The sequence below is a fragment of the Streptomyces sp. CA189 genome (assembly GCF_056428985.1).
Genome location: NZ_JBWJVM010000040.1, coordinates 25,265 through 43,584 on the forward strand (window position 1 = coordinate 25,265; position 18,320 = coordinate 43,584).

General features: G+C 68.9%; 19 protein-coding genes and 1 pseudogene. 14 read left to right on the forward strand and 6 right to left on the reverse strand.

Annotation, left to right across the window (positions count from 1 at the left end; all coding sequences use genetic code 11):
* The first annotated feature begins 629 nt into the window (after nucleotides 1-629).
* Nucleotides 630-1,037, forward strand: coding sequence for an STAS domain-containing protein (locus tag AC061S_RS26295; protein ID WP_478688353.1), 408 nt, complete (start codon nucleotides 630-632; stop codon nucleotides 1,035-1,037).
* A gap of 1,478 nt (nucleotides 1,038-2,515) precedes the next feature.
* Here AC061S_RS26295 and AC061S_RS26300 read toward each other — a convergent pair.
* Nucleotides 2,516-2,998, reverse strand: coding sequence for a TSUP family transporter (locus tag AC061S_RS26300; RefSeq protein ID WP_478688354.1), 483 nt, complete (start codon nucleotides 2,996-2,998; stop codon nucleotides 2,516-2,518).
* Nucleotides 2,999-3,631: 633 nt separating this feature from the next.
* Between AC061S_RS26300 and AC061S_RS26305 the strand changes: the two genes are divergently transcribed.
* On the forward strand, nucleotides 3,632-4,432 hold the full coding sequence (locus AC061S_RS26305) for a bestrophin-like domain (RefSeq protein WP_478688355.1): 801 nt from the start codon (nucleotides 3,632-3,634) through the stop codon (nucleotides 4,430-4,432).
* Nucleotides 4,433-4,485: 53 nt separating this feature from the next.
* On the opposite strand, the gene AC061S_RS26310 is transcribed toward AC061S_RS26305, so the two are convergent.
* Nucleotides 4,486-5,229: a class I SAM-dependent methyltransferase gene (locus AC061S_RS26310; protein ID WP_478688356.1), complete on the reverse strand. Its 744-nt coding sequence runs from the start codon at nucleotides 5,227-5,229 to the stop codon at nucleotides 4,486-4,488.
* A 507-nt stretch (nucleotides 5,230-5,736) separates the two neighbouring features.
* Between AC061S_RS26310 and AC061S_RS26315 the strand changes: the two genes are divergently transcribed.
* Together AC061S_RS26315 and AC061S_RS26320 are read left to right on the forward strand one after the other, a co-directional pair.
* A complete protein-coding gene (locus AC061S_RS26315) occupies nucleotides 5,737-7,191 on the forward strand; it encodes a methyltransferase domain-containing protein (protein WP_478688357.1) in 1,455 nt (484 codons plus the stop codon).
* Nucleotides 7,192-7,623: 432 nt separating this feature from the next.
* Nucleotides 7,624-7,809: pseudogene (locus AC061S_RS26320) on the forward strand (CorA family divalent cation transporter); the annotation flags it as partial.
* A gap of 103 nt (nucleotides 7,810-7,912) precedes the next feature.
* Here AC061S_RS26320 and AC061S_RS26325 read toward each other — a convergent pair.
* On the reverse strand, nucleotides 7,913-8,497 hold the full coding sequence (locus AC061S_RS26325) for a TetR/AcrR family transcriptional regulator (protein ID WP_478688358.1): 585 nt from the start codon (nucleotides 8,495-8,497) through the stop codon (nucleotides 7,913-7,915).
* A 77-nt stretch (nucleotides 8,498-8,574) separates the two neighbouring features.
* On the opposite strand from AC061S_RS26325, the gene AC061S_RS26330 reads away from it, so the two are divergent.
* Both AC061S_RS26330 and AC061S_RS26335 read left to right on the forward strand, forming a co-directional pair.
* The gene (locus AC061S_RS26330) at nucleotides 8,575-8,991 is read left to right on the forward strand and encodes a VOC family protein (protein ID WP_478688359.1); all 417 of its coding nucleotides are present in this window, start codon (nucleotides 8,575-8,577) and stop codon (nucleotides 8,989-8,991) included.
* Between the two features lie 157 nt (nucleotides 8,992-9,148).
* Nucleotides 9,149-10,294 (forward strand): IS630 family transposase, encoded by a 1,146-nt coding sequence (locus AC061S_RS26335; RefSeq protein ID WP_478688360.1) that lies wholly within the window; start codon nucleotides 9,149-9,151, stop codon nucleotides 10,292-10,294.
* A 669-nt stretch (nucleotides 10,295-10,963) separates the two neighbouring features.
* On the opposite strand, the gene AC061S_RS26340 is transcribed toward AC061S_RS26335, so the two are convergent.
* Nucleotides 10,964-11,578: a GNAT family N-acetyltransferase gene (locus AC061S_RS26340; RefSeq protein WP_478688361.1), complete on the reverse strand. Its 615-nt coding sequence runs from the start codon at nucleotides 11,576-11,578 to the stop codon at nucleotides 10,964-10,966.
* Nucleotides 11,579-12,080: 502 nt separating this feature from the next.
* Between AC061S_RS26340 and AC061S_RS26345 the strand changes: the two genes are divergently transcribed.
* Together AC061S_RS26345 and lysA are read left to right on the forward strand one after the other, a co-directional pair.
* Nucleotides 12,081-12,452, forward strand: a complete 372-nt coding sequence (locus tag AC061S_RS26345; protein WP_478688362.1) for an SAV_915 family protein — start codon at nucleotides 12,081-12,083, stop codon at nucleotides 12,450-12,452.
* A gap of 14 nt (nucleotides 12,453-12,466) precedes the next feature.
* A complete protein-coding gene (lysA, locus tag AC061S_RS26350; protein ID WP_478688363.1) occupies nucleotides 12,467-13,801 on the forward strand; it encodes a diaminopimelate decarboxylase in 1,335 nt (444 codons plus the stop codon).
* A 5-nt stretch (nucleotides 13,802-13,806) separates the two neighbouring features.
* Here the strand turns inward: lysA and AC061S_RS26355 are convergent, their stop codons facing one another.
* Nucleotides 13,807-14,088, reverse strand: a complete 282-nt coding sequence (locus AC061S_RS26355) for a hypothetical protein (RefSeq protein ID WP_478688364.1) — start codon at nucleotides 14,086-14,088, stop codon at nucleotides 13,807-13,809.
* A 54-nt stretch (nucleotides 14,089-14,142) separates the two neighbouring features.
* Between AC061S_RS26355 and AC061S_RS26360 the strand changes: the two genes are divergently transcribed.
* The 6 genes from AC061S_RS26360 (at nucleotide 14,143) to AC061S_RS26385 (ending at nucleotide 18,067) form a co-directional block, all read left to right on the forward strand.
* Complete coding sequence (locus AC061S_RS26360; RefSeq protein WP_478688365.1) at nucleotides 14,143-14,874, forward strand: MerR family transcriptional regulator; 732 nt, start codon at nucleotides 14,143-14,145, stop codon at nucleotides 14,872-14,874.
* A 171-nt stretch (nucleotides 14,875-15,045) separates the two neighbouring features.
* Entirely contained in the window at nucleotides 15,046-15,372 is a 327-nt protein-coding gene (locus AC061S_RS26365) for a PadR family transcriptional regulator (protein ID WP_214346405.1), read from the forward strand.
* Nucleotides 15,369-15,725 (forward strand): DUF1048 domain-containing protein, encoded by a 357-nt coding sequence (locus AC061S_RS26370; RefSeq protein ID WP_478688366.1) that lies wholly within the window; start codon nucleotides 15,369-15,371, stop codon nucleotides 15,723-15,725. Before AC061S_RS26365 ends, AC061S_RS26370 begins: the two co-directional genes overlap by 4 nt.
* 1 nt (nucleotide 15,726) lies before the next feature.
* Nucleotides 15,727-16,053, forward strand: coding sequence for a DUF1048 domain-containing protein (locus tag AC061S_RS26375; RefSeq protein WP_478688367.1), 327 nt, complete (start codon nucleotides 15,727-15,729; stop codon nucleotides 16,051-16,053).
* A gap of 242 nt (nucleotides 16,054-16,295) precedes the next feature.
* Entirely contained in the window at nucleotides 16,296-17,279 is a 984-nt protein-coding gene (locus AC061S_RS26380; RefSeq protein WP_478688368.1) for an ATP-binding cassette domain-containing protein, read from the forward strand.
* Complete coding sequence (locus AC061S_RS26385) at nucleotides 17,276-18,067, forward strand: ABC transporter permease (protein WP_478688369.1); 792 nt, start codon at nucleotides 17,276-17,278, stop codon at nucleotides 18,065-18,067. Before AC061S_RS26380 ends, AC061S_RS26385 begins: the two co-directional genes overlap by 4 nt.
* A 37-nt stretch (nucleotides 18,068-18,104) precedes the next feature.
* On the opposite strand, the gene AC061S_RS26390 is transcribed toward AC061S_RS26385, so the two are convergent.
* Entirely contained in the window at nucleotides 18,105-18,278 is a 174-nt protein-coding gene (locus tag AC061S_RS26390) for a hypothetical protein (protein WP_327256453.1), read from the reverse strand.
* Nucleotides 18,279-18,320: the final 42 nt, after the last annotated feature.

An 18,320-nucleotide genomic window follows, 5' to 3' on the forward strand; every position in this document is an offset into this window, starting at 1 on the left:
ACCATCGGCTACAGCCGACGCCCGCAGTAACCAGAGGGCCCCGACGACACCTCCGCCGGGGCCTCTGCGCGCCAACCGCCGGATGATGCGCCGCAAGGGAAACATCCGCCCAAAGGCCAAGCGCAGCAGGGGTGGGGAGGTCCATCGAGCGGGCCTGGTGGCCTTGAGTAGCGGCGGCCGTTATCACCGGACGCCAGCATGGGCGACGCGGTCGCGGACGACGTCGGCGTACGACCTGGGAACTAAAGCCGCGGACCACCAGGACGAGAACGTACGCGAACCGAGCCATCCGGTCAGATGCCGGCACAGAATGTCCTTCCCCGCAGCAACGAACAGGGCCCGCCTCTGGCTTACGGAAGCGGTCGAGGCGGAACCAGCCAGGCGTCTGGGCGACGAAGGCGCCGGCGTCTGGACAGTCCGACGGGACGTCACTTCGCCAACGGCGTCGATCAGTTCGGGAAGGCGGCCCTCCCGGCGGACGCGGGGGCAGCTGCACGGACCGCCGCCGGTACATCGGCGGCGTACGCCCTCTATGCGCGCTTGAGCGCGCCGCACACCAGCCCTACGCCGCGTCGCGCCAGGATGGGGCTCCCGTAGGTCCGGAGCCTTCGGGTCACGGGAGCAGAACATTGATCAACGTTGATGTCCAGCACTGCGGTAGCTCGGTTCTGATCAGCGCAACCGGGGAGCTCGACGAGGGTGCGGGAGAACTCCTCCAGCGCGCCCTGGACTACGTGACCGTGGACGAGCGCGATCTCCTGGTGGATCTGCACGCCGTCGCGGCCATGGACGTCGACGGCCTGCTCCACCTCCTCAACCTGCACCGGCGCGCAGAGCGCATGCGCCTACGGGTTCAGGTCGCCGGCTGGCAGACCCAGCCCCAGCAGTGCATGGCCACCGTGGCCGGCATCCCCGGGCCCAGAGCGGCGACGGGAGAACGCTACGCCCTGGCAAGCTTCCGCCGACTTCTCGAGGAAAGAGCGCAGCGCGCACGGGAGCGCTCCGACTTCGCCGACGGCTGGCTGCCCCGCACCTAGCGTTTAGGGGAGGGATCCCGCTCCTCTGGGCCGGCCCCTCGCCACTCCGCCGAAGTCGGCAGCGGTGAGATCCACGTTCTCGAATTTCTCCAAGCCGGCGGCCGCGAGGAAGTCACGGATGTCGGCCGGGCGGGTGCGCGACTCCGATGGCGATGCCGTCGTAGCGCACCCGGCGCCATCCCTGCTCGTCGGGCGGGTAAACGATCAGCTTGGCGGACATGCGCCCAGCCTCTTCCCACACTTTTCACCGGAGCCCTGCTGCGTCCGAACAGGTGGGCCGGCATCGAATGACAGCGCGACCAGCTCGCTCGGCGGCGGGATACGCTCGGCCGTACGCGGTGCGGCCCTGGCCACCAGGCCGCACCGGGAGCCGCGGCCGGCGGGACAGAGGCCAGGCGCGGGATCGGGGCCGACTGCGAGCGGAGCGCCTGAACCTGACTGACCAGCAACCGCGCTCGGGGTCCAGCCACCACCGACTGAGTGACAGCGAATCGTTACAGCACCTACTTGTGCGCTCCGGCCCGGAGGCGATGGCGGAAGCTTGGCCGTAACCCGCCCCCTCCGGAAGGACCATCCATGGCCCGGTCGATCCCCCTAGTCGTCGCTACTGCCGTCCTGTTGGGACTCCTCGCTTCGCCCGCAGCGGCAGGCATCGTGTGGACACCCGGGGACCCGAACAGCAGCTATCCAGACTGCTGCCCCAAGGCGGGTTTCGACGACGACGTGGAAGGGGATCTGCCCCAGCCGCCTGCCCCCGAGCGCTGTGTGCAGGTTGTCTACGAGCCGGCCACCGGGCGTATCGAAGAGGTGCGTTGCGCTACCTGGTGAACTACGGCAGGGGTTTACCTTGCCGCCCGCTCCTTGCTGTCAGCTGATCAACAAGGGATCCGATTGCACACACTCCGCCAACAATCTGGCGACGGAGACGCTGCGAGGCCACATCCGCTGACTCAAGGGAGCCAGGCAGACGCTGGTGCTCAGCCTGCGACGGCCCAACCGACAGACGGCCCAAAACCGGCCGGCCGTCAACCGATCAGCCCCTCCCAGTGCGCCCCGACCGGGGTCACAAAATCGCGGCACGTCGTCGATGGTGGCGTCCAGGCGCAGGAGCACGTAGCGCATCGGATGCTGGTCGCCGCCCCTGGTCGACGGCAGTGGCGGCACTGACCTGCGACGAGCTCCGGCTGGACGAGCGTGGTGACGAGGACCTCGAGGGTGCCCTAGCGGGAAAGCAACATCGCGGCGATCCACGGCTGGCGGGGGCCGGCCGAGGTGAGGTCTCGGCGAGCTCGCGGCCCTCGTCGGGACGCAGCGGCACGGTGCGGCCGACGGGGGCGGAGGCGGCCGGTCGCATCGTGGCTGCCGCGGATGAGGAGTTTGGGGGCGGGCAAGGGTGCCGGTGATGGCGCCGACAATCGCTTCGGCCGTCTCTGCGTGTGATCTTGGTCCTTCTCTGCGTCAAGCCGGGTGTTGTCAGGTCAGTCGTGCCGGGCGAGCTTGACGGCGGAGACGAGCAGCATCACGGCCAGCAGGGGGATCAGTATGAGGTCCGGGAACACACCCAGGAGTAGTCCGCCCAGCACTGCGCCGAGGATCGAGCCCGCGGCCATGGTCACGGTGAAGCGGATGTTGGCGCCGAGGACGGCGAAGCTGTCGTCACGGCCGTAGCGGGCGAACGCGACGAGCATGGTCGGCAGGGAGACCAGCAGGGAGAGGCTTCCGGCGGTCTTGATGTCCTCGCCGAACAGCAGCACGATCGTCGGGATCAGCAGCTCACCACCAGCAACGCCCATGATCGCGGCCACGACCCCGATACCGAAGCCCGCCACGACCCCGACGGGGACCTGCGCCCAGAGCGGCAGCGCGAGGGAGTTCAGGGTCGTGGTGTGGGTGACCACCAGGGCGGCCGCCGTGACGACCATCAGCGCCGCCAGCACCTTGTAGAGGGTGCTGCTGCGCATGCGGATCGCCCAGCCCGATCATCCCGCCCAGCACTCCGATCGCGGCTCCAGCGCCGAAGACGGCGAGGGCTGAGTGCGCCGGGCGGAGCACAGTGAGGTTCTGGTCGGTCGTCATGGCGGGCATCCTCGCTGGTGAAGGCCGCCTTTTGCCATGACAAGAAGGCACGGGGCGTCCACTGAGGGTTCGTGCGGTTCTCCGAGCATCTCTCCCCTCACCCAACGAACGAGTCCAAGAAGGTGCCGTCAACACGCCAGCCCCAGGATCCGGGCTGGTAGCGCTGGTTCATGTTCTTGAGGACCAGCCCTGGAGGCCGGGGATATCCATGGGATCTCCGGCCTCTCCCCCGCCGTGGCCGGATCGGTAGTCATCGGGCACAGCGCCCTGGCCGTGAAGAGGACTTCGAACCTTCGGCGGCGCTTCAGAGTAGGGCAGCGCCCAAAGCGCCGGCCGAGAGCACACACGATCCGCTCTCGCGCCCGCAGGCCGATGCGGCTGCTCCCGCCAGCCCAATGGGGTCCCCCGTGCGGGGGCGAGGAGACGTTTCCGCTGTTCCGGTCGCCTCATACGCCGAGCCATGATCGCGACACCCGCCCGTACCGGAACCTGCACGCCGTCCTCGGAGGCATCCGCCCGTGACCCTCGTCATCGTCGTCGCCGTACTCGCCCTGCTCACGGGCCTCGCCGCCAACCGCTACCTGCGGCCCCGGCTGCTCAGCGAAGACGACGACACGGGCATGGCCGTGAAGGACCTCGTCGGTCCCCTGCTGACGCTGACCGTCCTGCTGCTGGCCTTCGTCCTGGTCACCGCCAACGGTTCCTACGGCAAAGCCGAAGTCGCCTCGCGCGGTGAGGGCCGGGCACTGGACCAGCTCGTGGAAACCGCCGAGTACGCGCCCCAGGTCCAGCGTGCCCGTATCCAGGCCGACGCCGTCTGCTACGCACGCGCTGTCCGCACACAGGAGTGGCCGGCCATGGCCGACGGCAAGGGCTCCGCCGCACCGAGCGTGTGGTCGACGGACTTCCGGCAGACTTTCCGCGATCTGGAGGGCAAGCCGGTCTTCGGCATGCTGATCGCCGCCGACAACAAGCGCTCCGACGAGCGGGAGGAACGGCTGACCCAGGCCACCGCCAGCATCCCCAGCGCCATCCTCTGGTTCCTGCTCGCCACCCTGGCCATCACCGTGGTGGCCCTCGGCGTCTGTCTGCCCCGCAGGAACAACCGCGGCCAACTGGTCACGCTCGTCGTGATCACCGCGTTGCTGACGACGGCCCTGTGCATCATCCGGGACGTCGACCGCCCCTTCGGCGGCATCATCAACGTGCGGTCCACCGCGATCAGCGAGGCCGAACGACAAGCGGCCCGTGACTTCACGACCAACCACCCCGCCTCCGAACTGCCCTGCGACGACCAGGGCAACCGCAAGGCCGCCTGACCCCCGCACTGCCTGCGACGGCCACCGTCTCGCTGCCGTACCCGACCCCGAAGCTACGCAGATCCGGTGTAGCGGCAGGCCGCCACCATGATCGAGCTCGGCAGGCCCTGACCGTCCGGGGACTGACGGTCATGGAGTTCCAGCAGCTCGAAACCCTCCGCTCCCAGCAACTGCTCCAGCTCTTCGGGCGCGAGCATCCGAAACCGGACGAAGTCCTCCTCCATCGGCTTCCCCGATTCGTCCTGCCAGGAGCGCCGACGGAGGAGAAGACGGCTGTCTGGATCGACCTCGTAGCGGACCTGCGCCGTGGCCCGGAATCCGGGAGTATCGATGGTGAACTGCGAAGGCAGGGTGAGCGGTGTGTCCGGCTGGAACGCGAGAGCTTCCAGGAGCAGGAGCGTGCCCGCTCGCGCGTGCCGGGCCATCGAGTGCAGGGCAGCGGCAATGTCCTGGTTGCTGTGGAGGTTGGCGATGGCATACCCGAAGCTGATGATCGCCTCGAAGGAACGCTCCAGGCGCAGCCGGCGCATGTCCGCCTGCACGAACCGGGCGCCGGGGAACTTGTGGGCCGCCCGCTCCAGCATCTGGGGCTGCAGATCAACGCCCACCGCGTCCACGCCCCTGGCCGCGAAGTAGGCGACGTCCTCACCGGTACCGCAGCCGACATCGAGCAGCGAAGCCGGCGTGCCGTCGAGGTACCGCTGGAAGGCCCGCTCGCACAGCAGGACATCGTGGTGGTGGCTGTCTCCGTAGACCTCGTCGTACAACTGCGGATTGCGGTACAGGAAATTCCTCAACTGCCCCTCCACGACGCACTCCCCTCGCACCACGTCCCTGGGCCGTCACCGGCCCCCGCACCGCCGGAAGCCGACGGCGGCGCGCTCACCCTGCCCGGAGCCCGCTCCGCATACCAGGGGCATCTGGCGGCGCACGGGTGCACCACCACCTCACGCAGAGACGGGCACCCGCGGCCAGAGTCTGCAGAGGAATGCCGGGATGGCCCGGGAGGACAAGGCTTGGTTCTCCGCGCGGCACCCCCATCGCCTGTTCCGTGCCGACCTGCAGCCGGATCACCGACGAGTGGAGCTCCAGGCCGTCGTTCTCCGTCACCACGTCCAGCGCGGACCTGGGTCGCGGAACAGCCGTCCAGGCCGCCGACGAGCTTGACGTCGTCCCAGCCGGCTCCCGACAGGGAGGGGATGCCCAGGCGGGCCGCGGGCTTCACCCCTGGACGTTCCGCTACGGTGCGCGACAACGGCATCACTCCTGGTGCTGGGGTGCAACAAGGAAGGGACGGGCGGGCGATGGATCGGCTGGCAGCGGCGGCGGAGCCTTTCGACAGGCTTGGTGCGGAGTACGAGCGGGCCTTCGGGCGCCTGCCGGAGCAACTCGCTGCGGTTCAGTGGCTGGCGGCGCGGCTGCCGCAAGGGGCCAGGGTGCTGGACATCGGCAGCGGGACCGGCCGGCCGGTGGCCGAGGCGCTGGTCCGGGCCGGGTTCCGGGTGACCGGGATCGACGTGTCGGCGACGATGGTCGGTTTGGCCCGCGAGCGGGTGCCCGGCGGCCGGTTCGAGCAGCAGGACGTACGGGACTTCCGGGCGCCGGACGGCTCGTTCGAGGCGGTGTGCGCGTTCTTCCCGCTGCTGCGGATGTCCCGCGTCGAGCAGGCGGCGGTGCTGGAGCGGATCGCCGGCTGGCTGACCGCCGGCGGCCTCTTCGTGTCGGCCACGGTCCCCGCCGACATCGAGGACCACCCCATGGTGTGGATGGGCATGCCGATGAAGGTCACCAGCTTCCCGGCCGAGCAGTACCTGAAGGAGATCGAACGGACCGGGCTGAGCGTCCTGCACTCGGCCCGCTCGGTGTTCTCGCCCGACAGTGAACTGGCCGAACCGGAAGACCACCTCTTCGCCTATGCCCGCCGCCCAGGCGGGCCCGTAGTGCCCGAGCACACCCTGCTGGGCCCCTACCCGCTGCCCGAGGAGTACCGCGGTCCGCACGGGCTGAGCGGACAGGCCTGGGCGGCGTTCGAGCCGCATTTCGAGCGCGAGGACATCCCCGCTGTCGTCGACGCGCTCGAAGGCAACGAGCGGGTCCTGGACGTCGGCGGCGGCACCGGGGCCGGGGTGCGGGCGATCGCGGCCCGGCTCGGGCAGTGCACCACCGTGGAACCCCACGCCACGAGGGAGGAGGCGATCCGCACCGCGCTGCCGGGCATCGAGGTCCACTCCGGCCGGGCCGACGCGCTGCCGCTGCCCGACGACTCCTTCGACGCCGTCGTCGCCACTTGGGTCCTGCACTACACGGACGACCCGGACGCCGCGGTCGCCGAGATGCTCCGTGTCCTGGACCTGTCCCACCCCGCGGCGAAGGTCGTCCTGATCCAGGGCACCCCCGACAACGAGATGGTCCGCCTCCTCAACACCCACTGCACCGCCCTCGCCGGAGAGGAACCCGACCACCAGGGCTACCTCCTGACCCGCGCCGCCCACCTCCTGGCCGAGGCCGGCCTGGACGACGTCTCCTTCCGCCGGGTCGGCGCCCGCCTCACCCTCGACGGACCCACGCCACAGGACTCCGCCCGTGCGGCGGCCGGCATCCTCGCCGACTTCTGGCACACCGACCACCCCCACAACCCCGCCATGCGCGAAGCCCTCCAAACCGAACTCGCCCCGGCCTTCGCCTCCGGCCCCCACACCGTCCAGGACGACGCCGTCCTCCTCATCGCCCAAGCCCGCCAAAGCAGCATCCCGCGCTGAGACCCCAGCCGTGCCGATGCCCGTATATTCACACCCCGGGAGCGGCTGCCCATTGAGACCACGGCGCCCTCTCCGCCTGCGCACGGCCGCCGGCCGCCCGCGCCCAGCGGCGGCCACCCGCCCGGACGCCCCGCCGCCGGGCCTCGCCGAGCTGGTCCGGCCCCGCCTTGTCACCTGCTCCTGCCCTGCCGCCACTCCCCTGAGTAACCTGTCGTGAGCGACGTTGGACGGCCCCGACCTGCGGTGCCCCTCTTGGCGAGACAGTGTCCGCTGGGGGGGAATCTGGGGGGAATGAGGCCTCGTTGGGGGGCGGCTGGGGGGAATCGGCTGCATATACGGGCAGCAGGGTGAAAGACTCGGAAAGGTCGATCGCTGCAGGTCAGGCCGCCTGCGTAGGCAATTTCCGCAGGTCAGCGGCGTGAGGGTGACGACTTCAAGAAGATCTCCTCGTGGGCTGCCATTTTGTTTGCTCCCACACTCGTCGGAACTATCTACGGCATGAACTTCGAGTCCATGCCTGAGTTGGGATGGACCTTCGGATACCCCCTTGCGATCTGCCTCATGGGGATGGTTTGCGTAAGTTTGTACGTGATTTTCAAGCGGCGGGACTGGCTCTAAGTGGTCGGCTCCGGAAGTCCTTCGGGGGTTGACTTGAGCACTGGTCGTGTGGGGTGCATGGGTCGATGGCGGAGCGATTGCGCCCTGTTGTGTGGTCATCAAGTCAATCGGTTCGCAGGGCCTGCAGCAGTTGCGTCAGCGCGGCTTTGGTGTGGTCCAGGTCTTCGGGGTCGGAGGAGGACGCGAGCCACAGGGCAGCCTCGTTCATTGCCCCGGAGAGCAGGTGGACCAGTGGTGCGACTGGCTGCGGGGCGATGATCCTTGCGTCGATGAGGGAGGACAACGCGTCGGCGAGGTGGCGGGCCGAGGCGGCTTCGTCCATCGCCCGCCATTGGCTCCATCCCAGTACGGCAGGCCCGTCGACCAGCATGACGCGTTGGATGTCCGGATCGGTGGTCGCGGTGAGGAACTCCTGGCAGCCGACGGTCAGCTGGGTCCAGGGATCGTCGTAGGCGTCAGCGGCCGCCGCCACGCGCCGGCCCACGTCCTGCTGAATCTCCTCCAGGACGGCGCGGAAGAGGTCCGCCTTGCCGGTGAAGTGGTGGTAGAGCGCGCCCTTGGTCACCCCGGCTGCCTGGACGATTTCCGCCAGGCCCACCGCGCCGTAGCCGCTGCCTGAGAACAGGCGCCTGCCCTCCCGCAGCAGCGCCTGCCTGGTCTGCTCCCGCTGCTGTGCCCGGATGCCCATCGCACTCCTCGTTGACATACCGAAGGTATGCGAATAGCGTCATTCGCATACTGATGGTATGCGAAAGAGGTTCAGGTATGAAGCTGACCGGTTTCTATCCCGTGATCGGCACAGCGAAGCTGCGAGAGTCTCGCGACTTCTACACCCGGCTGCTGGGGTTCGAGACGACGTTCGAGGCCGACTGGTATGTCAGCCTGCGCCAGCCGGGAGATCCCGGGTACGAGCTCGCCCTCCTCGACCACAGCCACCCGACGGTTCCCAAGGGCCACCGGGTCCCTGTACAGGGACTGCTGCTCAACTTCGAGGTGGAGGACGTGGACGCGGAATGGGAACGGCTCGTCACCAGCGAGGGGCTGCACCCCGTCCTTGAACTGCGCAGCGAGGACTTCGGGCAAAGGCACTTCATCGTGGCCGATCCCAACGGTGTCCTGATCGACGTGATCACGCCCATCGCCCCCACCGCGGAGTACCGCGAGCAGTACGTCACCAGCTGACCCCCGAGGGGCGTGTTCGTCAACGACCTATCGGGCACGCCCTGGCCACCGGGGACTTGAGGGCTGTGCCGGTGAGGGAAGCCGGAGCTGTCCCTCCCGTTCACCGCCCCGAGAGATGGGCCGCTCTCCTTCCATGCCCGTGTGCTCTGCCGTGCCCGTGGAGCTGACCGCTTCCGAGCGCCACCGGCTCAAGAAGATGGCCTTCGGCCACAAAACTCCGCACCAGGCACGCCAGCGGGCGGCGATTGTGCTCCTGGCGGCACGAGGTCGCGGCAATGCCCGGATCGCAGCCGAAACCCACCTGCACGTGGATACCGTGCGCCGCTGGCGCGGCCGATTCACGGCCGGCAGGGTGCCTGCCCTGGCCGACCGCAAGCGATCGGGACGACCGCCGACATTCACCGCGCTGCAGATCGCCGAAATCAAGGCGCTGGCCTGCCAGTTACCCACCGAAACCGAAACTCCGCTCTCCCGCTGGTCATGCCCCGAGCTCGCGCGCGAGGCCGTCACCCGGGCCATCACCGAGACGATCTCCGCCTCCACGGTGCGCCGCTGGCTCAAGGGCGACGCACTCAAGCCCTGGCAGCACCGCTCCTGGATCTTCATCCGCGACCCGAACTTCCGCGCCACCGCTCAACGGGTCCTGGACCTCTACGCCCGCACCTTCGACAGCGTCCCGCTCGGCGAAGACGAGTACGTCATCTCCGCGGATGAGAAGACCTCCATCCAGGCCCGCTGCCGCTGCCACCCCACCCTGGCCCCCGGCCAGGCCCGCGCAATGCGCGTCAACCACACTTACGGGCGCGGCGGAGCCCTGGCCTACCTGGCCGCCTACGACATCCATCGGGCCGAAGTCTTCGGCCGTTGTGAACAGACCACCGGCATCGTGCCGTTCATGAAACTGGTCGAGCAGGTGATGACCAGCGAGCCCTACGCCAGCGCGAAACGCGTGTACTGGATCGTCGACAACGGCTCCTCGCATCGCGGCCAGTCGGCCATAGACCGCCTGGCCAACAGGTTTCCGAACGCCGTCATGGTCCATACACCCGTCCATGCCTCCTGGCTGAACCAGATAGAGATCTTCTTCTCCATCGTGCAGCGCAAGGTCGTCTCACCCAACGACTTCACCGACCTCGACCAGGTCAGGGACCGTCTCCGAAGATTCGAAGACCGCTACAACACCACGGCACAGCCGTTCCAGTGGAAGTTCACCACCTCCGACCTGGACGATCTGCTGGCCAGACTCGACCGGCACGCAGGCACCGACCTACTGGAGGAATCCTCCACGGCACTCGCAGCATGATCAACCCCCGAAGGACTTCCGGAGCCGACCACTAAGCCGCTCGCTCCCGCTCAGTCATCCTTCGCGCTTCGCTTTCGTATCACTCACAGATCGGCCCAGAATCGGCCGTGGAGAGTCCCTGGGGGGAATAGATGCGGGTGATCTCCTCGCCTTGCCCCAGACAGGCCTCTGGCCAGCTCTTTTGTGGCAGCGACAGGCCCTGGGGGGAATCTGGGGAGAATCGACTGGCAGCCTGCGCCTCGCGTCCGCCGCGACGAGCCCCTCCGGGTTCGCTGCCGGAGAGGGAGGCCTCGTCGCCACGCTTCTCAGCCTCGGGCACGTGTTCGTCGCAGACCGGGTGCTGGACTCTCACAGTGAACGGATCCGCGACCTATGGGGATCACGGCCGACGCCCGCGGGGCTTCCCCGGCGATCGGGGCTCGCCTCCGGAGGTCTGGGCGGCCATGGCTGCGGCCGGGGAACTGCTGGCGGCCGAGGAGGGCCCGGCCAATCAGAGGCGACGGCAGGACCGAAAACGATCAGCCTGGGCGAGGCCGACACGGCCGCACGACCCAGTGGTTGCCCTCGTCGGTGGCCACCGACATGGGCAGGCCGCCACGCGCAAACTCGGTGATGCCGGGGATCATCGGCTCGCGCCGCAGGCCCAAACCTGGCAGCACCCGCTCACGTCTACTGTCCCCTGTCAGCGTCAGGTGTGGCCACGCCCGCCGGAGCTCCGTCGGCGGTGTCGGGCTCCAGGACGTCGATCGGGATCCACTCGTGCTCCAGGATCGAGTAGGTGATCGAGTCTCGCCAGGCTTCGTGAACGAAGACGTGCTCGCGGATCCGCCCGTCCTCGGTCATGCCCGCTCGCAGGAGGGTGCGCGCGGATGCCTCGTTGAGTGGTGAACGCGCAGCCCATATGCGGTGCAGGCCCAGGACCTTGAAGCCGAGCGTGCACAGCAGGTGGACGGTCTCCGTGCCGAGGCCGCTGCCCCACTGTGCCGGGTGCAAGGCAAAGCCGATGGTGGCCGCCTGATGCGGTTCGGTAGCCAGGCGTGCGTAGCCGATCAGGCGGTGTTCACCGAGCAGGGTGAGGGCAAGGCAGTACTCGGTTCGCGGGCTGTCCTTCGCGGAGGCGATGGACCGGTCGGTGATCGCCTGGACCTGGTCGCGGGTGCGGGGTTCGAAGCTGAGGTGACGGGTGGCCTCGGGGTCGCCGTAGATGGCCAGGATCGCGGCGGTGTCCTCGGGTTCGACTTCGCGCAGCGCCAGGCGGGGGCCGGCCAGGTTGACTGGGGTCATGCCTTCGGAGCCTACCGGCGGGGTCACCGGACGAGGACCGACGGTCGGAGACCGCCGTCGCCGCGTACCGCACGGCCCCGGAAACGACCTCGCCCTCCAGGCCAGGACCACCCATAGCTCCGCGTCGCGCGAACGGGCCTCCGCGGCATCCCTGTGCAACGCGGCCAGACTCCCCGGGGTGCCCGTAGCACCGACCACGACTCTCCGCACGGCCTCTTCCTTCTCTTCGTCGTCCGTCGCCTCCCATGGACGGACGACGAGGGAGGGGAGGGGCGGTTGTTGATGGCCTTCTCACGCGGGACAGCAGAGATTTGAAGGATTCCTGATGGTGGCGGCCTCGTGCCGTCAGTGATCCGTATGGACTTTGCCGCCCGTCGTCAAGGGCCCGTCATGGGGTGGGCTCGGGGGCGGGAAGCTGGGTTAGCTTCGATGTCGTGCCCCCGGTCTGTCTCCCCGGATCCGGGGCCTCACCTGCCATTCGTGGTTCCTCTGGGAGGGCCCCATGCGTTTGTTCCAGTACGACGACGACCCGGAGCCTGAAGAACGCGTCCCGGCCGGACCCCTGTACGTACCGGTCCTGCCGGGAAGGGCGGAGGTGGTGGTACACCTGTTCCGCACCCCGCTGGGAGCCCGTACCGCCGTGGGCTTCACGACCGCGGAGCGGCTGGCGGCCACGCTCGGCGCCGGCCGGCCCTGGATCCGGCTGTCCGAGTCCGCGCTCCGTGCGATGGCCGGGCCCGTCGGAGCGTCGCTGCTGACCGTCGATCCGACGCTGACCGCTCCTGCGGTCACCCCGGCGGCGACGGCGACGGCGACCGGTCCGGTCACCACACCAGTGCCGCAGGATCCTGACGTCGCTGCCCGGACCGTCTGAAGGGGGCCCGCACCATGACCATCACCGACCTCCCCGATGCTCCGGCTGCTGCCGGCGAACTGTCCGTGTGGCCCGCGTCCACGACCCTGCTGCCGCACGGCGACCTGGCTGTCGGTGGCGTGTCCTTGGCAGAGATCGCCGACCGCTTCGACACACCGGCCTACGTACTGGACGAGGGCGAAGTCCGCGACCGGTGCCGCGCCTACCGCGCCGCCCTCCCCAAGGCCGACGTCCTCTACGCAGCCAAGGCGTTCCTCTCCCGCGCCATGGTGCGCTGGGTGGAGGAAGAGGGACTGGGCCTGGACGTGTGCTCCGCCGGGGAGCTGGAGCTCGCCGTGACAGCCGGTTTCCCCGCCGAGCGCATCGTGCTGCACGGCAACGCGAAGTCACCCCGTGACCTGGAGGCGGCGCTGCGGCTCGGGGTCGGTCGGATCGTCATCGACAGTCCGTCCGAGATAGCCCGGATCGCGGCCACGGTCGGTCCCGACGGACATCAGAAGGTGATGGTGCGCGTCGTGCCCGGCGTCTCGGCCGGGGGCCACGACAAGATCCGTACGGGTACGGACGGCCAGAAGTTCGGGCTCTCGCTCGCCGACGGATCGGCGCAGCACGCCATCGTGCGCGTACTCGGCCAGCCGCAGCTCGAACTGACCGGCCTGCACTGCCACATCGGCTCGCAGATCACCGAGGTGAAGCCCTACGTGGTGGCGCTCCGCCGGATGGTCGGGCTGATGGCCCGGGTCCGCGACGCACACGGGATCGTCCTGCCCGAGCTGGACATGGGTGGCGGCCACGGCGTCGCCTACCGGCCCGGCGAACCCGCCCTCGATCTCACCGCGCTCGCCCGCCGGATGCGCGCCGAGCTCGGCGGGGCCTGCGCCGCCGCGGGCCTGCCCGTGCCTCGGCTCGTCATCGAACCGGGGCGTGCCGTCGTCGGACCGGCCGGAGTCGCCCTGTACCGCGTACTGGCCGTCAAGCGCACGGGCGAGACCGTTTTCGTCGCCGTCGACGGCGGCATGAGCGACAACCCGAGGCCCGCCCTGTACGGGGTGCGCTACGCGCCCCGCCTCATCGGCCGCCACTCGACGGCCGCCCCGCGTACGACGACGGTCGTCGGCCGCCACTGCGAGGCTGGGGACATCCTCGCGAGCGGCGTAGAGCTGCCGGGCGACATCCACCCCGGCGACTTGCTCGCCGTACCGGTGGCGGGCGCGTACCAGCTGTCCATGGCCTCCGGGTACAACTTGGTCGGCCGCCCTCCGGTCATCGCCGTCCACGAAGGCACGGCCCGGGTACTCGTACGGCGCGAAACGCTGGACGACCTCCGGATCCGTGACATCGGAGACTAGGCCGTCTAGTGGCCGTCGGCCGGCGCCCTCAGCAGTCGGTTCAGTTCGCTCCCGGCCTCGTCGTAGCCGGCGTCGGAGATCCGTTGCAGCTCGCGGAGGTCGCCGGAGGCGACCGCGCGTCGAGTGAGCAGGAGCCCGGCGTGCATCGACCCCTCGTCCAGCAGCTCGCTCAGCTCCCGCAGGTCGCCGGCCTCGTCCGCGAGATCGGCCAGCCGGTCCAGTGCGGTCTCGTTGCCCTCGTCGGCCAGCTCGCGGAGGGTCTCCCGATCGACATTCGTGTTGTCCATGACGCCATGCTGCAGCCCTGCCCCTGGGGCAAGGTCAAGTGAGACGATGGCCGGGTGATCACCATCGGGCAGCTGGCCGGCTACATCGGAGTGTCGATCAAGACCGTCCGCGTCTACCACGCCAAGGGGCTACTCCCCGAGCCCGACCGCGATGCGTCCGGCTACCGGCGTTACGGTGCGGGCGACGCCGTCGCCTTGATCAAGATCAGGACACTAGCCGAAGCCGGTGTCCCCCTGGCCCGTATTCGCGACCTGAGGGCGTCGGGCGAGGAGGAGCTCCGACAGGCGCTGGGCGAGATCGACGACGAACTCGACGCCCGTATCCGCAGCCTGCAGGAAACACAGGCCCGTCTGCGCCGGCTCGCCGCGGGACGTCTGGTGCCGCTGCCCGACGAAGTCGCCTCCCATCTGGAAGACCTGGCCCGTTGGGGGTTCACGTCCAGATGGGTGGACCTGCAACGCGACCTGTGGATCCTCGTGTTCGCCACCCACCCGGACCGCGCAACCACCCTGTTCCACGACCAGGCCGACATCTTGGCCGACCCGAAGCTACGGCAGCTCTTCCTCGGCTACGACCACGCGCACGACCTCGACGCCGACGACCCGCGCCTCGACGACCTCGCCCTCCGTATCGCCGAGGCGAACCGGGAGCGCTACGGGTCCGGCGAACTGCCCGGCCTGGATGCGGACTCCGAGATCCCCGCCCTCGTCCAGGGCACGGTCAACGCTTCTTCCCCGGCATGGGAACGGCTCGACTCGCTCATTCGCGCCCACCTGAACGTATGACGTGAGCGGCCTGGAGCCACCTGCGCGACGCGCATCCCGACATGGCCGGCTGCACCCCAGGCACCCGTGAACGCGGCTCGCCGATCGCTGACACCCTCCACTACTCGGTGATACGGTATAGCTGTACTCGGTACTACGCAGTACTGATGACGCCGAGGAGGAAGACATGCAATGGACGACCTGACGGAGATGCTCAAGGGCACGCTCGAAGGGTGCGTGCTCGAAATCATCGACCGCGAGGAGACCTACGGGTACGCCATCACCCGCCAGTTGAACGAGCTGGGCTTCACCGACGTCATCGAGGGGACGGTGTACACCATCTTGCTGCGACTGGAGAGGAACGGACTCGTCCAGGTGACGAAGCGGCCGTCCGGCGTCGGTCCGCCGCGGAAGTTCTACGCGCTCAACGACGCCGGCCGCGAGGAACTCGCGAAGTTCTGGGCGAAATGGCAGTACGTCTCATCACGCATCGACAAGCTCAAGGAGGGCGGGCGATGAACTTCTGGGAGACCATCACCGGCAGCGATCTCACCAGGGAATGGAAGGCGTTCGAGGCCCGGGCCGCTGCCCTGCCGGACGACTACCGGGCGGCGTGGGAACAGATCAAGGTCGACCTCCTCCCCCACGGGGACTTCACCGGCCGCAACCTGATGCCGATCCTCGACGCCGCCCTGGGGCTGCTCGAAGAAACAGCGGCGGACGGGCAGAGCGTCAACGAGGTACTCGGCGACGACATCCGGGGCTTCTGCACGGCACTGGCCGGCGGCGAAGGGGCCCGAACCTACCGCGACCGCTGGCGCGAGCAGTTGAACAGGAACGTCGCCAGGAAACTGAGCAGGCTGGGAGGCTGACATGGGCATCCAGGACATCATCGAGGGCAAGAAGCAGTGGCGGGCGCACACGGCCCGGGTCAAGGCCCTGCCGCCGGACTACCAGATCGTCTACAAGGAGATGCAGAAGTACCTGTTCAAGGTCGGGCCCGTCGACCTGCCCGACGGGCCCCTGCTCCCTGGGATCGTCGATTTCTTCGAGGAGGGCGCCGCCACGGGCAAGGGGGTCCTGGAACTGATCGGCGACGACGTCGCCGCCTTCTGCGACGGCCTGATCAAGGACTCACGCACGTACGCGGACCTCTACCAGGAATCCCTCAGCAGGGAACCCGGCACAGCCGGGAAGTAACCTCCCAGAGGCCGCCGCAGACCCTGACCGCCGAGCAGGCCCGGCAAGGCCCGGCTCAGCCCTGCCAATGCAGGCCACTCCCTCGACGGTCAGGTCGCCGTGGCAGGGCGACCGCCCCAAGGCGATGTGACGTGACTGAGGCCCCGTCACAGACAGTCGCTTGAGCCGATTTCCGAAACAGCATCCACTCCCTCCCCGCGCATCCTGTCTTCGAAAGGGAAGCCACCATGGGTCTATTTGTCATGCCCACATCCACGCAGGGCGCCCGCCCGTCGCCGACCGCAGTCTCCGCCGTCGGACTGTGCAAGTCGTACGGCGAGAAGCTCGTCCTCGACGGGATCGATCTGCACATCCCGGCCGGGTCCGTGTTCGCGCTGCTCGGCCCGAACGGCGCCGGGAAAACCACCGCCGTGAAGATCCTTTCCACGCTCATCACCGCCGACGCCGGCGACCTGCACGTCGGCGGGCACGACCTGGCCGCCGACCCGCAGGCGGTCCGTGCCGCGATCGGTGTCACCGGGCAGTTCTCCGCCGTCGACGGCCTGATCACCGGCGAGGAGAACATGCTCCTGATGGCGGACCTGCACCACCTGTCCAAGCGCGAGGGGCGGCGGGTCGCCACCGAACTGCTGGAGCGCTTCGGCCTGACCGAAGCCGCGAAGAAGCCCGCCTCGACCTACTCCGGCGGCATGAAGCGCCGCCTCGACCTCGCGATGACGCTGGTCGGCAGCCCGCGGATCATCTTCCTCGACGAGCCGACGACAGGGCTCGATCCGCGCGCCCGCCACACCATGTGGGGCATCATCCGCGACCTCGTCTCCGACGGCGCGACCGTCTTCCTCACCACCCAGTACCTGGACGAGGCCGACGAACTCGCCGACCGCATCGCTGTGCTGAACGACGGCAAGATCGCCGCCGAGGGCACAGCCGAGGAGCTCAAGCGGCTCATCCCGGGCGGGCACATCCGGCTCCGCTTCACCGACCCGGTCGCGTATCAGGCCGCCGCCGACGCCCTGCGCGAGGTCCCCCGGGACGACGTGGCCCTATCACTGTCCATCCCCAGCGACGGCAGTCAGCGCGAACTGCGCTCCGTTCTCGACCGGCTCGACGCCTCCGGCATCGAGGCGGACGAACTCACCGTCCACACCCCTGACCTCGACGACGTGTTCTTCGCTCTGACCGGCCCGGCCAACATCCCCAACCAGCCCGAGGAGTCAGCCCGATGACCGCCCTCTCCCTCGCTGTACGCGACTCGAACACGATGCTACGCCGCAACCTGCTCCATGCGCGGCGCTACCCCTCAGGAACCCTGAACCTGCTGCTCACGCCGATCATGATGCTGCTGCTCTTCGTCTACATCTTCGGCGACGTGATGAGCGCCGGCATCGGCGGTGGCGGCGCCGACCGTTCCGACTACATCGCCTACATCGTCCCGGGCTTGCTGCTGATGACCGTCGGCAGCACCGTGATCGGGGCCGCAGTGTACGTCTCCATGGACATGGCCGAGGGGCTCATCGCCCGCTTCCGCACGATGGCGGTCTACCGTCCGTCGGTGCTCATCGGGCATGTCGTCGGCAGCGTGCTGCAATCCGTCATGAGCGTGGTCCTCGTCGGCGCCGTCGGCGCGGCCATCGGCTTCCGCTCCACGGACGCGACCGTCCTGGAGTGGCTGGCTGGGCTCGGGCTCATCGTGCTCTTCGCCCTGGCACTGACCTGGATCGCGGTCGGCATGGGCCTGGCCAGCCCGAACCCCGAGGCGGCCAGCAACATGGCCATGCCGCTGATCCTCCTGCCCCTCATCTCCAGCGCCTTCATCCCGGCCGACACCATGCCGGGCTGGTTCCAACCGATCGCCGAGTACCAGCCCTTCACCCCGGCCATCGAAACCCTGCGCGGCCTGCTCCTCGGCACCGAGATCGGCAGCAACGGCTGGATCGCGATCGCCTGGTGCGTCGGCCTGATCGCGCTCGGCTACCTCTGGTCGGCGGCACAGTTCAACCGCGACCCGAAGTAGCCGGGACGACGGCGTCGGCCGCCTCCCAGAACACGCCCTAAGGTCGGTAGACGAGCTCGATCACCATCGCCGCGATGAGCCCCCAGACGCCGATTCCCAAGAGCCACATGACGTCGAGGGCAGCGCCGGTGGTGACGACCACCAGGCCCCCGGCCCCGAGGGCGAGTACGGTCCTGTGGATGCCGCGGTCGGGACGCCAGTCGATGGTCACAGCAGTGAGAATCCCGCCGGATCCCCCTCGCGTCGAGGAGCC

Bases quoted from the DNA above. Each gene is read 5' to 3' on its own strand.
- AC061S_RS26300 (WP_478688354.1), bottom strand. From the start codon at position 2,998: ATGCGCAGCAGCACCCTCTACAAGGTGCTGGCGGCGCTGATGGTCGTC.
- AC061S_RS26375 (WP_478688367.1), top strand. From the start codon at position 15,727: ATGGGCATCCAGGACATCATCGAGGGCAAGAAGCAGTGGCGGGCGCAC.
- AC061S_RS26370 (WP_478688366.1), top strand. From the start codon at position 15,369: ATGAACTTCTGGGAGACCATCACCGGCAGCGATCTCACCAGGGAATGG.
- AC061S_RS26325 (WP_478688358.1), bottom strand. From the start codon at position 8,497: ATGGGCATCCGGGCACAGCAGCGGGAGCAGACCAGGCAGGCGCTGCTG.
- lysA (WP_478688363.1), top strand. From the start codon at position 12,467: ATGACCATCACCGACCTCCCCGATGCTCCGGCTGCTGCCGGCGAACTG.
- AC061S_RS26380 (WP_478688368.1), top strand. From the start codon at position 16,296: ATGCCCACATCCACGCAGGGCGCCCGCCCGTCGCCGACCGCAGTCTCC.
- AC061S_RS26345 (WP_478688362.1), top strand. From the start codon at position 12,081: ATGCGTTTGTTCCAGTACGACGACGACCCGGAGCCTGAAGAACGCGTC.
- AC061S_RS26340 (WP_478688361.1), bottom strand. From the start codon at position 11,578: ATGACCCCAGTCAACCTGGCCGGCCCCCGCCTGGCGCTGCGCGAAGTC.
- AC061S_RS26365 (WP_214346405.1), top strand. From the start codon at position 15,046: ATGGACGACCTGACGGAGATGCTCAAGGGCACGCTCGAAGGGTGCGTG.
- AC061S_RS26330 (WP_478688359.1), top strand. From the start codon at position 8,575: ATGAAGCTGACCGGTTTCTATCCCGTGATCGGCACAGCGAAGCTGCGA.
- AC061S_RS26355 (WP_478688364.1), bottom strand. From the start codon at position 14,088: ATGGACAACACGAATGTCGATCGGGAGACCCTCCGCGAGCTGGCCGAC.
- AC061S_RS26385 (WP_478688369.1), top strand. From the start codon at position 17,276: ATGACCGCCCTCTCCCTCGCTGTACGCGACTCGAACACGATGCTACGC.
- AC061S_RS26315 (WP_478688357.1), top strand. From the start codon at position 5,737: ATGGATCGGCTGGCAGCGGCGGCGGAGCCTTTCGACAGGCTTGGTGCG.